The organism is Microbacterium azadirachtae (assembly GCF_025583665.1).
GTDB lineage: Bacteria > Actinomycetota > Actinomycetes > Actinomycetales > Microbacteriaceae > Microbacterium > Microbacterium azadirachtae.
The window spans coordinates 583,471-596,416 of sequence record NZ_CP099706.1 but is presented as its reverse complement, the minus strand read 5'-3'; the positions used below and the strand labels follow the sequence as shown (position 1 = coordinate 596,416).

Annotated in this window: 15 protein-coding genes; 7 read left to right on the top strand and 8 right to left on the bottom strand. The window is 72.6% G+C overall.

The features are described from left to right. Positions 1-18: 18 nt before the first annotated feature. From NFX31_RS02800 to NFX31_RS02775, 6 genes are all read right to left on the bottom strand, one after another. Complete coding sequence (locus NFX31_RS02800) at positions 19-1,425, bottom strand: alpha/beta hydrolase (protein WP_262956735.1); 1,407 nt, start codon at positions 1,423-1,425, stop codon at positions 19-21. Next, a complete protein-coding gene (locus NFX31_RS02795) occupies positions 1,422-1,961 on the bottom strand; it encodes a PadR family transcriptional regulator (protein ID WP_262956734.1) in 540 nt (179 codons plus the stop codon). The genes NFX31_RS02800 and NFX31_RS02795 overlap by 4 nt, the downstream gene beginning before the upstream one ends. 65 nt (positions 1,962-2,026) lie before the next feature. Then, entirely contained in the window at positions 2,027-2,872 is an 846-nt protein-coding gene (locus NFX31_RS02790) for a transglutaminase family protein (protein WP_091478546.1), read from the bottom strand. Further along, positions 2,869-3,798, bottom strand: a complete 930-nt coding sequence (locus NFX31_RS02785; protein ID WP_262956732.1) for an alpha-E domain-containing protein — start codon at positions 3,796-3,798, stop codon at positions 2,869-2,871. Before NFX31_RS02785 ends, NFX31_RS02790 begins: the two co-directional genes overlap by 4 nt. After that, the gene (locus NFX31_RS02780; protein ID WP_262956730.1) at positions 3,792-5,432 is read right to left on the bottom strand and encodes a circularly permuted type 2 ATP-grasp protein; all 1,641 of its coding nucleotides are present in this window, start codon (positions 5,430-5,432) and stop codon (positions 3,792-3,794) included. The genes NFX31_RS02785 and NFX31_RS02780 overlap by 7 nt, the downstream gene beginning before the upstream one ends. 78 nt (positions 5,433-5,510) lie before the next feature. Further along, positions 5,511-6,926, bottom strand: coding sequence for an MFS transporter (locus tag NFX31_RS02775; RefSeq protein ID WP_262956728.1), 1,416 nt, complete (start codon positions 6,924-6,926; stop codon positions 5,511-5,513). A 130-nt stretch (positions 6,927-7,056) separates the two neighbouring features. On the opposite strand from NFX31_RS02775, the gene NFX31_RS02770 reads away from it, so the two are divergent. The 7 genes from NFX31_RS02770 to NFX31_RS02740 all read left to right on the top strand — a co-directional run bounded on the left by NFX31_RS02770 (position 7,057) and on the right by NFX31_RS02740 (position 11,484). Further along, positions 7,057-7,980, top strand: coding sequence for a helix-turn-helix transcriptional regulator (locus tag NFX31_RS02770; protein WP_262956726.1), 924 nt, complete (start codon positions 7,057-7,059; stop codon positions 7,978-7,980). A gap of 98 nt (positions 7,981-8,078) precedes the next feature. Continuing rightward, complete coding sequence (locus NFX31_RS02765; protein WP_262957236.1) at positions 8,079-8,507, top strand: Hsp20/alpha crystallin family protein; 429 nt, start codon at positions 8,079-8,081, stop codon at positions 8,505-8,507. 19 nt (positions 8,508-8,526) lie between these two features. Then, on the top strand, positions 8,527-8,895 hold the full coding sequence (locus NFX31_RS02760; protein WP_262956724.1) for a hypothetical protein: 369 nt from the start codon (positions 8,527-8,529) through the stop codon (positions 8,893-8,895). Positions 8,896-8,993: 98 nt separating this feature from the next. Further along, entirely contained in the window at positions 8,994-9,311 is a 318-nt protein-coding gene (locus NFX31_RS02755; protein WP_262956722.1) for a hypothetical protein, read from the top strand. 100 nt (positions 9,312-9,411) lie between these two features. Continuing rightward, on the top strand, positions 9,412-10,308 hold the full coding sequence (locus tag NFX31_RS02750; protein WP_091478559.1) for a helix-turn-helix transcriptional regulator: 897 nt from the start codon (positions 9,412-9,414) through the stop codon (positions 10,306-10,308). Positions 10,309-10,310: 2 nt separating this feature from the next. Next, complete coding sequence (locus NFX31_RS02745) at positions 10,311-11,297, top strand: aldo/keto reductase (RefSeq protein ID WP_262956721.1); 987 nt, start codon at positions 10,311-10,313, stop codon at positions 11,295-11,297. Between the two features lie 10 nt (positions 11,298-11,307). Continuing rightward, positions 11,308-11,484: a hypothetical protein gene (locus NFX31_RS02740; RefSeq protein ID WP_156156809.1), complete on the top strand. Its 177-nt coding sequence runs from the start codon at positions 11,308-11,310 to the stop codon at positions 11,482-11,484. Positions 11,485-11,495: 11 nt separating this feature from the next. Here the strand turns inward: NFX31_RS02740 and NFX31_RS02735 are convergent, their stop codons facing one another. Together NFX31_RS02735 and NFX31_RS02730 are read right to left on the bottom strand one after the other, a co-directional pair. Next, positions 11,496-12,020 carry an NADPH-dependent FMN reductase gene (locus NFX31_RS02735; protein WP_045251565.1) on the bottom strand — a complete coding sequence of 175 codons (525 nt, stop codon included), beginning with the start codon at positions 12,018-12,020 and terminating at the stop codon, positions 11,496-11,498. A 137-nt stretch (positions 12,021-12,157) separates the two neighbouring features. Further along, the gene (locus NFX31_RS02730; protein WP_045251564.1) at positions 12,158-12,883 is read right to left on the bottom strand and encodes a GNAT family N-acetyltransferase; all 726 of its coding nucleotides are present in this window, start codon (positions 12,881-12,883) and stop codon (positions 12,158-12,160) included. Positions 12,884-12,946 lie beyond the last annotated feature (63 nt).

Sequence of the window (12,946 nt, the reverse complement as noted above, 5' to 3'; positions counted from 1 at the left end):
AAGCGGGCAGCCGGCCGCCTAGCCTCCCCGATGGGCCAGGATCCACTCTCCGACCGGCGCCGGGTCGTCGAGGATCCCGAGGTGGCTCTCGTGGGGGACGATCGACACGGCCGCCCGGTTCCCCGTGTGCGCCTCGGCGTAGGCGGCGACGCGCGAGGGGTCGAACACCTCGTCGTCGCCCCCGATCCACACCCCGACGGGCCGGTCGAGCCGTGCGAGGACCGCCGCGCTGTCATCGGCGTTCTGGGCGATCGCCATGGCGGCGGTGTACTGCGGGATCAGGCCCGCGGCGATCTGAGCGGGCGTGTAGGCGAACGAGACCGCCGGTGTGTGCGCGCCCAGCAGGCCGTTCGTGAGGGTCGCGGCGATCAGCGGCCGCTGGCAGATCGTCGCGAAGTTGGAGGCGTCGCCCTCGCGCTCGGTGCCCGAGTGCAGTCCGAAATCGGGGGCGAGGAACACGTAGCCCGCGATGGGCGTCGACAGCCGCTGCGCGCTGTTGAGCACGACCCCGGCGCCGGCGGAGTGACCGCCGACGAACTCCGGCACGTGGGGCTGCTCATGGTGCACGAACGAGACCGCCGATGCCGTGTCCTGCTCCAGTTGAGGCGTGCTCGGAGTGTCGCCACGGGGCCCGCCCGAGGCGCCGTGACCGCGGATGTCGAAGAGGTAGACGGCGATCCCCTGCGCGCGGAGGGCCTGGCCGATGCCGAGGTATCCGGCAGCGCTGTTCGCCCCGGAGCCGTGATAGAACACCAGGCTCGCCCGTGGAGCCCGGGGGATGAACGCGTAGTAGGCGAGGCGGACCCCGTCTGTCGCGGGTACGGATCCCGTGGGCGCGGCGTCCGGCTGCGCCGAGCCGTCCGTTGTGTCCAGACCGCTGCGCGCGGCGGGCCCCGGCAGAGAGCACGGCGCGACGGCGGCGACGATCCCCGCGCCGACGCCGACGAGGAGCACGCCCGCGACGAGCCCGACCGCGCCGACGGCCCCCACGGTGCGGCGCACGGCCCCGTGACCGGAACGCCGCTCACGGTGGGCGGCGCGGCGAGCCGCCCAGTCCGCAGCCGGCATGCGCGCCCAGGCGCGGCCTTCGGATCCGATCACCCCGAGGAGAGCCACCACGGGGAGGAGGCAGGCGATCAGCACCGCCGGGGACCCGACCGCCACCGCCTGCAGGACGCGTGCGCCGATCAGGGCTGCGGAGACCGCACCGGCCGTGATCGGGAGCCACCGCCGCGGTCGACGGAGCACGACGACCAGAGCGAGCGCGGCCGCTCCCGACACGATCAGCGGCCACCCGGCGGCCTGCACCGAGGGGCGTGCATCCGGACCCAGTTCGATGACGCCGTTGACGATCCCGATCGCTCCGCCCAGGAGGTAGAGCACGCGGGACACGGTGATCCGCACGGGGCGCAGCGGCGCGGTCATGCGTCGCCGTCCAGCGCGTCGAGGACGCGGTCGCACCAGGCCACGGCGTCGTCGGCGAACTCCAGGCCGTAGTCGCGCACGAGCGCCGGGACGGTCGCCGCGGCACTCCGCTCCGCCTCCGTCCAGGAGGCGCCCGGCGCGACCGCCGCGATGAGGTCCCGGAACGACGCGAACTGCGCCCGGCGCTCCTCCACCAGCGCCCTGGCGAGCCCGCGGTCGAGCGGAGCGGCGAACAGCAGCTTCACCAGGTTCTCGTCCCGGATCACGACGGGCGGCGTCTCCTCGCCGAGCCAGTCTCGCAGGGCCTGCCGCCCCGACGGCGTGATCCGCCAGATCGTCTTGCCCCGGGGCCCGTCCATGCCGTCGGACTCGATGAGCCCCGTGCCCGCCAGCAGCCGCAGCTGCGGATACAGCTGTCCGTCGCTGATGCCCCAGAACGGATTGCGCGAGGCGGCCTGGCGGATCTCGTACCCGCTTCGCGGGTGCGAAGCGACATAGCCCAGGATCGTGTGCGCTGTCGGCGTCAAGTTCTCCACGTGAGCGATGATACCTCTGCCAGAGGCATCATCGCTCACGGCTCACGCCCGCGTGCGCCCCGCCGTCACTCCAGGCGCGTGATGTCGACCGAGACGAACATGTCCGAGGCGCCGGATCCTGCATACACCCCGCGGAGCGGGGCGATGTCGGAGTAGTCGCGGCCGACGCCGACGAACACGTGCGACGGGCCGATCTCCACGAGGTTGGTGGGGTCGTAGCCGCGCCACGCACCGGAGAACCACTCCACCCAGGCGTGCGACTCCCCCGTGACCGTCTCCCCCACCTTCGGATCCGCATCGGGATGCAGGTAGCCGGAGACGTAGCGCGCCGGGATCCCGGCCGCGCGGAGCATCCCGAGCGTCACATGGGCGATGTCCTGGCAGACGCCCGCCCGCGCGGGCCACGCGTCGCGCGCCGTCGAGTTCACCCCGGTCACGCCGCGCCGGTAGGTCATCGCCTCGCCGACGATCCGGCAGATCCCCCGCGCCGCGCCGTCGATGCCGTCGTGCTCGGCGCGGGACCGCGCCGCGAGCTCGCGCATCTGCGCGTCGGGCTCGGTCGCGTGGGTCTGGATCAGCATCTCCGCGACGTCGAGCGAGGTCGCGGCGGCGTGCGCGAGCTCCTCCCAGCCGAGCTCCCGGCCGCGGGGAGCGAGCGCCCGCGTCTCGACGACGCTCGTCGCGACCACTGAGAGCTCGTCGTGCGGTGTGAGCACCTCGAACGAGGCGACGGGCGTGCCCCAGTGGTCGTTGTAGGTGCTCGGATGCGTCGCGGGGGTGGTCTCCACCCGGGCCTGCAGCACGAGCTGGCGGTCCTGCGTGCGCGGGAGCATCCGCGCCTCGTTGTACGAGGCGGTCGCGGGCGAGGCGTACTGGAAGCCCGTGCGATGCACGATCCTGAGCCGGGTCATAGCGTCTCCTCGGTCCAGACGGGAGCGGCGATCGATGGGAAGTACTGGTCCTGCACGGCGTTGCTGATCTCGGAGACGCTCTCCTGCACGTGCCGCATGCTGCTCTCGAGCAGGAGCACGAGGTCTGCGACCGGCCGGTACTCCAGCTCCGACCGCAGGCGGCCGATCGCCCGGCCCACCGCGTCCGGCGGCAGCAGGGGCGAGCTCTGTCCGATCCGCCGCAGGCTCTCCTCGGCGCGGATCACGCTCGACAGGACCGACCGGGGGAAGTGCCGGTCGACCAGCAGGAACTCCGTGGCCGAGGTCCCGGTCGGCATGGCGCGGTGCACCCGCAGATGCGCGTCGTACGCGTCGCAGCTGCGCAGCAGCGTCATCCAGTTGATGGTGCTCCCGCCGTCGGCCCGCGCCGCCGAGACGAGCAGGCGGGCCGTCATGTCCGCGGCCTCGAGGGCTCGCCCCAGCACGAAGAAGTACCAGGCCTCGTCCCGGCTCATCGATGTCTCCGCCACGCCGTAGGTCAGGGCCGCGCGCTCCCGCACCCACCGGAAGAACGAGTGCGACCTCTCGAAGTCGACGCGCTGCGGCAGCCGCGCGTTGGTCGTGTTCAAGACCTCCCAGAGATCCTGCGAGATGACCTCCCTGGCCCGCCGCGCGTTCTCACGTGCCGACGACAGCGAATGCGCGACCGAGATGGCCCTCGTCCGATCTGTGGCGAGCGCGCGGAGCGCATCCGCCCGCCGCGGGTTCCCGCCGGCGGCGTCGGGGACGCCCATCACCGCCAGCACACCCCGGCACACCGACTCCTCGTCGGCCCAGGGGTCTTCGAGCAGCAGCTGCAGATGCACGTCGAGGATGCGGGCCGTGCCGTCGGCGCGCTCCACGTATCGTCCGATCCAGAACAGCGCCTCGGCGATCCGGCTCAGCATGATCCCTCCTGCTGCTGCTGCTGCTGTTGCTGTTGCTGTTGCTGCCGCTGCGGATCGTCGAGCGGCGGCACGGGCAGCGGCGCGACGTCGGCGCCGGCGAGGTCGGCGGCGGACGGCGCGGCGACCCTGTCCGCGCGGATCGTGGACGATCCCCGCGGCATCGCGGGATCCTCCAGCACCCAGGTGTCCTTGGATCCGCCGCCCTGACTCGAGTTCACGACGAGCTGCCCCTCCGGCAGCGCCACCCGGGTGAGCCCGCCGGGCAGCACCCAGATGCCGTCGCCGTCGTTGACCGCGAACGGCCGGAGGTCGGCATGCCGCGGACGGAAGCCGCCGTCGACGAGGGTCGGGATCGTGGACAGCTGCACGACCGGCTGCGCGATCCAGCCCCGCGGATCCGCGGCCAGCGTCTTGCGGGCCGCGTCGAGCTCCGCCCGCGTCGCCGCGGGTCCCATGATCAGGCCCTTCCCGCCGGAGCCGTCCACCGGCTTGACGACGAGCTCGTCCAGGCGGTCCAGCACCTCCTCGAGAGCCCCGGGGTCCTCGAGGCGCCACGTGTCGACGTTCGCGAGGATCGGCTCCTCGGCGAGGTAGTAGCGGATCAGGTCCGGCACGTAGGTGTACACGAGCTTGTCATCGGCGACGCCGTTGCCCACGGCGTTCGCGATCGTCACGTTCCCGAGCCGCGCGGCGTTCAGGATCCCCGCCGCACCGAGCATCGAGTCGGGACGGAACTGCTGCGGATCGAGGTACTCGTCGTCCACGCGACGGTAGATCACGTCGACGCGTCGCGGGCCCGTCGTGGTGTGCATCCAGACCCGTCCGGCGGAGCAGAACAGGTCGCGGCCCTCCACGAGCTCGACCCCCATCAGCCGCGCCAGGAGGGTGTGCTCGTAGTAGGCCGAGTTGAACACGCCGGGCGTGAGCACCACGACCGTCGGATCGTCGGCGCCCGACGGCGCTGCAGCGCGCAGCGCGCCGAGCAGCCGGTTCGGGTAGCCGACCACCGGGAGCACCCGCATGTCCGCGAACATCTCCGGCACCATCTGCGCGAGCGCCCGCCGGTTGGCGAGCACGTAGCTCACGCCGCTCGGCACGCGCACGTTGTCCTCGAGCACGCGCCACCCGCCGGATTCGTCGCGGATGACGTCGATGCCGGCGACCTGGATCCGCACGCCGTTCGCCGCCACGATCCCCGCGGCCTCACGATGGAAGTGGCTCGACGAGGCGATCAGCGGCGCCGGCACGACGCCGTCTGCCACGCAGCGGCGCGCACCGTAGACGTCGGCGAGAAAGGCCTCCAGCGCCCGCACCCGCTGAGCGACTCCGAGATCCACCTCGCGCCACTCGTCGGAGGCGATCACGCGCGGGACGACGTCGAGCGGGAACGGGCGCTCCTCACCGGCGAAGTCGAAGGTCACGCCCTGCGACAGGTACGCTCCGGCGAGCGCCTCGACCCTCCCGCGCAGATCCTCGGCGGACATGTCGCTGAGCGCCCGATGGATCGAGCGGTACGGATCCCGGGCCGCGAGCCCGACGGCCGCGTCGGCGGCGTCGAACATCTCGTCCCAGGGCGAGCCGGAGCCAGCTGCCGCTGCCCGGCGGCTCCAGTAGCCGGCGAAAGACGTTTCCATGCATGGACCCTTCCACCCGCACGTTTCGCCGGCATTACGGGCGCGAGTCGGCCGTGCAACGTCGCGCGTCCGCCGCCGTCAGCGGCCGCTCCGCGTCCGCGCACCCAGGATGCCGGCGATGATCGCGGCGACGGCGCACGCGAGGGCGTCCACGAGCACCGCCGCGCGGATCCCGGCGAGCAGGCCGTGCGCGCCCGACGCGGCGCCGCTCGCGACGATCGCGGCGAGGACGGGCGTCCCCAGAGCGATGCCGATCTGCTGGCTCAGCGTGACCAGCCCGGTCGCGAGGCCCTGCTGACCGTCCGGGATCCCGGTCGTCGAGGCGACGACGTACCCGACGATCGCGACGAGGTTCGCCACCCCGCCGAGGAAGGTGAGCGCCAGCAGGGGGACGATCCAGGCCGAGTCGGCGCCGACGAGCGCCAGCGGCGCCGTCGCCACGGCCTGCACCGCGAACCCGAGGGCGACCGCCCTCCTCGCGCCGGCGCGGCCGATCAGCCGCGGCGCGAGCAGCCCGCCGAGCACGGTGCCGACGCCGAGCACCCCGAACGACAGGCCGGCGAGGAGCGGCGGGATCCCCCGCACCTCCTGCAGGTAGAGGGTGAGGGGGAACACCAGCGCCGTCTCCGTCGCGAAGGCGACGACGCCCGCGGCGTTGCCCCACGCCACGTTCGGCATCCGCAGCAGCGACATCGACACCAGGGGGTTCGGCACGCGGCGCTCGACGAGCCAGAACGCGAGGAGCACCAGCACGGCGACCGCGAAGCAGGCCCACACGAGCGGGCTCGCCCAGCCGTACCGGCCGGCCGACGTCGCCCCGTAGACGATCGCGACGAGGCCCAGCGTCACCGTGAGCGCACCCGGCAGGTCGAGCCGGGGACGGTGCGCGGCGCGACTCTCGCGCAGCACCGCCGGCGCGAGGCAGAGCACCACCGCCGCCACCGCGACGTTGAGGAAGAACGCCCACCGCCAGCTGAGCGAGTCGGTGAGGACTCCGCCGACGACCGCACCGGTCGTGAAGCCGGCAGCCATGAGCGCCCCGTTGAGTCCGAACGCCCGATCGCGCGCCGGCCCCTCCGGGAACGCCGCCGTCAGCAGGGACAGGGCGGCGGGGGTGACCATGGCGGTCGCCAGGCCCTGTGCGACCCGTGCGGTCAGCAGCAGGATCGGCTCGCCCGCCAGCCCGCCGCCGAGCGAGGCGGCCCCGAGCAGCGCCATGCCGATGAGGAACATCCGCTTGCGCCCGACCAGATCCGCCACCCGGCCGAAGAGCAGGGTGAACCCGGCGGCGCACAGCGCGTAGCTCGTCGCGATCCACTGCAGGTTCGCGGTGGGGATGCCGACGTCGCGGCCGATGCGCGGCAATGCCACGGTCAGGATCGAGAAGTCCACCGCGAGCGTGAATCCGGCGGTGAGCAGGATCAGCAGCGCGATGCGCTCGCGTGCGGTCGACGCCGCCCGGGGCGCAGCGGGACGGGAGGAGGTCGTCGTCATGGGACTCCTTGGTCGAGAGGGACGAGGGGCTCCACGGTGCCGTCGGCGACGGGGGGCCAGCCAGATCCCGCGCGTTCCTACCAATGACAGGGTCAGGCACCATCGACGGCATGCGCGGAGAATGGGCCTCATGTCCTCTGCATCGACGACCAGCCGCCCCCGAGGCCCCGGCGAACTCGGCGAGTTCCTCCGTTCCCGGCGCGACGCCTTCCGCCCCGAGGACGCCGGCGTGGTCGGCTACGGCCTGCGCCGGGTGCCCGGCCTGCGCCGCGAGGAGCTCGCCCAGCTCGCGGGCGTCTCGGTCGCCTACTACACGCGCTTGGAGCAGGGGCTCTCGCTCACGGCCTCCGACGGCGTGCTCGACGCGCTGGCCCGCGCCCTGCAGCTGCGGGACGACGAGCGCAGTCACCTCCTCGCCCTCGCCCGCCCTCAGGCCGGCCGCCGGCGCCGCGCGCCGCGCCCCGAGCAGCCGACGCCGGGGGGACTCGCGCTGCTGGACGCCATGCCGGGCGTGCCCGCGGTGATCCTGGGCCGCCGCAGCGACGTGCTGGCCTGGAACCCGCTCGGCCACGCGCTGTTCGCCGGGCACCTGGACATCGCCTCTCCTGCCGACCCCGCCACGCGCCCGAACCTCACCCGCATGATGTTCCTGGATCCGCACACGCGCGACCTCTACCGGAACTGGGATGCCGAGGCGGTCCTCGTGGTCTCGTCGCTGCGGTTCGTCGCCGCACAGCATCCCGACGACCGGGCGCTGGCCGAACTCGTCGGCGAGCTGAGCATGCGCAGCGCGACGTTCGCGACGCTCTGGTCCCGGCACACGGTCGAGCTCTGCTCCCGCGGCGTCAAGCAGCTCCACCACCCCGAGATCGGCGACCTCGACACGCACTATCAGGCCCTGCACCTGCCGGAGGCGGACGGGCAGAGACTCCTCACCCACACCGTCGTCCCGGGAAGCAGCTCCGCCGACGCCCTTCGGCTCCTCCAGGAGAGCATCCTGGCGCCCTCCGTCCCGCGACAGTCGCGTCATGCGGCGGGACTTGCATCGAATTGATCGCGGTGCTATAAAAAATCTACAGCGCAGGGCATAGATCCTGACGACGGGATCCGTGCCCCCGAAGCATCTTCGATGAGGACATGGAGGTGGTCATGATGCTGATGCGCACCGATCCGTTCCGTGAGCTGGACCGACTCACCCAGCAGATCTTCGGAGCAGACGGAACCCTGGCGAAGCCCTCGGTCATGCCGATGGACGCCTGGCGGGACGGCGACGTCTTCCACGTCGAGTTCGACCTGCCCGGAGTCGATCGCGAGTCGATCGACCTGGACGTCGAACGCAACGTGGTGACCGTCAAGGCCGAGCGGCCGATCCGGGCCAGCGACGCGAACATGCTCGCGGCCGAGCGCCCGCGCGGCGTCTTCAGCCGCCAGCTCGTGCTCGGCGACAACCTGGACACCGGCCGGATCAGCGCGAATTACGACGACGGCGTGCTCGCCCTGCAGATCCCCGTCGCCGAGGAGGCGAAGCCGCGCAAGGTCGAGATCTCGAGCAAGGCGGACAGCCTCGCCATCAGCGCCTGAGCCGACGGGACGGAAGACGATGTTCTCCTCCACCCCTGGGGCGAGGATCGATCGACGCGTCGACGAGCAGTTCATCGACCTCATCTGCGCGGACGACGAGCTGATGCAGGCCGAGTTCGATGAGATCGTCGCCGCGGAGTGGGCCGTCCCGCCGCCCGTCGACAGCACGTGCGCGGCCACCGCGGACGGCCGCGCCACCGGCGGCGATCATCGACCGCGCGCGCCCCGATCCCGCACCGAGACGAGGGAGCCGTTCCCGACGAGCAGCGGGCTGGTGTTCGCCCGCTCCCCTCCGGTCGCTCCGCGACCCCGTCACCAGGCCCCGCCGTGCGACGCCGAGGTGACAGCCACCCCGCCCGCGCCTTCGAATCCCGGGTGCTCCCGGTGAACGGCACCCGCGCGCAGTCCGCGCCCCCTCGAGAGCGAGCCGGGTGGCTGCCCTCCTCGCCGCGTCGCGCGGCAGACCCCCATCCCCGAGGAGCCCCGATGTCGAATGACCGTTATCTGCTGCAGCAGCTGACCCCGATCGAGTGGATCGTGGTGGACACGAGCCGCGGGCCGGGCGATCCGTACCGCACCGTCGCGTGCCTCTACGAGACCGACGGATCCGAGTACGACACGATCTGGCTGCAGGACCTCGGGCTCCCCGCCACCTGGGCGTCGCCGCAGGAGGCGCTCCAGGCCATCCGCCTGCACTCCGGGCGCCCGACGCGGATCCCCTCCCGCACGCCGATCCCGATCCCCCACCGGCAGCCCGTGCGCGTGCCGGCCTTCGCCGACGGCGCCGCGCCGTCGGTCGCGTGACCGCTCTGAGCCGCCACGGCCGGTGGGACGGGGAGTCTCTCCTGAAGGGTGTACCAGCGGAGACTCCCTGGTGCGGGGCCGAGCGTCCTACCGTGGGGACATGGACACCAGAGCCGAGGCGCGAGAGTTCCTCATGTCCCGTCGCGCACGCCTCAGCCCGGAAGCGGCGGGGCTCACCGCCACCGGTCACCGTCGGGTGGAGGGCCTGCGGCGCAGCGAGGTGGCGATGCTCGCGGACGTGAGCCCGGAGTACTACGCGAAGATCGAGCGCGGCAACCTCGTCGGAGTCTCGGACACGGTCCTCGAGACGATCTCGCGCGCACTGCAGCTCGATGACGCTGAACGCGAGCACCTGTTCGACCTCGCCCGCACGGCGAACGGCGGGGTGCGGCCGGTGCGCCGCCGCAAGCCGAAGACGTGGGAGCCACGGGCGGGGCTGGTGCGCGCCCTGGAGGCGATCACGCACGGGCCGGCCTTCGTGCGCAACGGGCGCCTCGACGTCCTCGCGGTCAACGCCCTCGGCCGGGCGTTCTACGACGAGGTCTTCGACGGGCCGGGGCAGGGCAACCTCGCCCGGTACTGCTTCCTCGACCCGCGCGCGAAGGCGTTCTACCCGGACTGGGAGACGGCCGCGGACATCACCGTGGCGATCCTGCGCGCCGAGGCCGGACACGACCCGCGCGACAAGCAGCTGCACGACCTCGTGGGCGAGCTCTCGACGCGTTCCGACGCGTTCCGCACCCGCTGGGGCGCGCACGACGTGCGCCGTCACGGATCCGGGACGAAGCAGTTCCACCACCACGACGTCGGCGCGCTGACCCTCACCTACGAGGGGCTCGAGCTGACAGACGAACCAGGCCTCTCGTTCCTCATCTACACGGCCGAGGCCGGCTCGGCGAGCCAGGAGCGACTGGATCTGCTCGCCAGTCTCGCCGCCACCACCGCGACGCCACCGCACACCGCCGTGCGCCGCGAGACCACCACGACGAAGGAGTGAGCATGCACACCAGGACTCTCGGACAGGGCCTCGAAGTCTCGGCGATCGGGCTGGGCGCCATGGGCATGTCGCAGAGCTACGGACCCAACCCCGGCGACCGCGGCGAGATGATCGCGGTGCTGCGGTCGGCGCTCGACGAGGGCGTCACGTTCTTCGACACCGCGGAGGTCTACGGTCCGTACGTCAACGAGGAGCTCGTCGGGGAGGCGCTCGCGACGATCCGCGACCAGGTGGTCATCGCCACCAAGTTCGGCTGGGACATCCGCGACGGGCAGAGCGTCGGCCTGGACAGCCGCCCGGAGCAGATCCGCCGTGTCGCCGAGGCCTCGCTCACGCGTCTGCGCACCGAGACCATCGACCTGTTCTACCAGCACCGGGTGGACCCGGCGGTGCCGATCGAAGACGTCGCCGGCACCGTGGCCCAGCTGATCGCCGAGGGCAAGGTGAGGCACTTCGGGCTCTCCGAGGCCTCCGCCGCGACGATCCGCGCCGCCCACGCCGTTTGCCCGGTGACCGCCGTGCAGAGCGAGTACTCGCTGTGGACCCGCGACCCCGAGGCTGAGGTGCTGCCGACCCTCGCGGCGCTCGGCATCGGATTCGTGCCGTTCAGCCCGCTCGGGAAGGGCTTCCTCACCGGCACCGTCGACACGAGCACGGCGTTCGCAGAGGGCGACATCCGCGCCCGCGTGCCGCGCTTCGAGGCCGAGAACCTCGCCGCCAATCAGGCGCTGGTGGACCATGTGAGAGCTCTCGCCGAGGCGAAGGGGGCGACGCCGGGGCAGGTGGCGCTCGCCTGGCTGCTCGCGCAGCATCCCTGGATCGTCCCCATCCCGGGCACCCGGCGCACGTCCCGGATCCGGGAGAACGCCGCCGCCACCCGGCTCGCCCTCTCCGCCGACGAGCGCGCCGACCTCGACGCGCTCGTCCGTCGCCTCGGCGTGCACGGAGACCGCTACAACGCCCAGCACATGGGCTACGTCGACCGCTGAGGAGGCACCCATGAAGATCCCTCACCGCCTGCGCGGGCTGCTGATCGACGTCGGGCTGCGCCTGGCACCGCTCCCGCTGGCCGTGCCCGAGCTGCAGCGGAGGAACCTGATCGCCCGGTCCGATGCTCTGCTCGCCGAGGCGCTGTGCGATTGCGACACGGGAGACATCCGCACGGTCGGCCGCTGAGAGACCGACCCTCAGCGGCCCGGCTGCGTCCCGCCGGCGAACGCGTGCCGGATCCGCGGCCACTCGGCCTCGAGCCAGTCCGCGACGACCTGCGAACGCTCCTCCACGGCCGCGGCGGGGAACGCCAGCCCGCGGGTCGGCACGCTCGCACCGAGCTCGACGAGCAGCGGGCGAAGGGTCGTCTCCACGGCGAGCGCGTGGGTCGGCGCCCCGATCGTGAGCAGCGGCACCGCGACGAGCCCACGCAGCCCGTCGGATCCGTAGCGATCGAGGAACGCCTTGAGCAGCCCCGTGTAGGCGGCCTTGTACGTGGGGCTCGCGATGACCGCCACGTCCGCACTCGCGATCCGCTCCCGCAGCTCGTCGAGCCGCGGCTCGGGGAAGCGGAACAGCGTCTCCGCCACGTCCGCGAGATCGATCGTGGCGTCGATGTCGGCGCCGCTGCGGGCGCCCAGCTGCGCGGCCACCTCCTCCGCGACGAGACGGGTGCGCGAAGCCGGCTGGGGGTTCCCCACCAGCACTGCGATCCGAGTCATGGGATCTCCCTCCGAGAGTCGTTCCGCCACCCGGAGGGGCGGGTCGGTTGCGTCATGGTAGGTCGGGCCTGCGGCCGCGTGCACGGTCGCCGTCACACGTGGTCATCGGCGGAAGGATCCGCTTCCGCGGCGCATCGTCAGCCGACGAGGACACGGTCGCCCGCGGTGGCCGGGGTGCGCACGGCAAGGAACGTGGTGTGCCGGCGCAGCGTGAAGCCCAGTCGCTCGTAGACGCGGATGGCGCCGACGTTCGTCGCCGCCGCGTGCAGCAGCGCCCTGTCGCCGCGCCGCTGGATGTGGAACGCGACGTCGAGGACGAGACGCGAGGCGAGACCCTGACCCCGGTGCTCGACATCCGTCGAGACCGCGCTGATCTCGGTCCAGCCCTGCGGATGCAGCCGCTCCCCCGCCATCGCGATGAGGCGGCCGTCGCGCCGGATCCCGATGTAGCGGCCCAGCTCGACGGTGCGCGGCCGGAAGGGCCCCGGCTGGTTCCGTTCGACGAGGGCGAGCATCTCGGGCACGTCGGCGGCTCCCAGCTCGATCGCCTCGTCGAACGGCACGGGCTGCAGCGCATCGGTCTGCACCAGCTGCACCCCCTCGCCGCGGCCGAGCTCCTCCCATCCCTCCGGGAGGTCGGGGTCGGCGCCGGAGAGGCCGATCTCCTGCCCGGGTCCGACGAGGTCGACGAGGGCCTGCCACACGCCGGGGTCGTCCCAGGTGCGCACCGCCACGAAGGGGGCGACGTCGGCCGGATACCGGCGCACCAGGTCGCCCCCGAGCGCGAACGACGCGTGCGGGCCGGTCAGTGCATGCCACGCCGGGTTGTCGAGGACATCGTCGGTCGGGGATGTGGACGCCATGATGCGAACCCCTCTCGTCTCTCTGGGATGCGGACCGGGACACCTCACGCTACGGACTGCGCC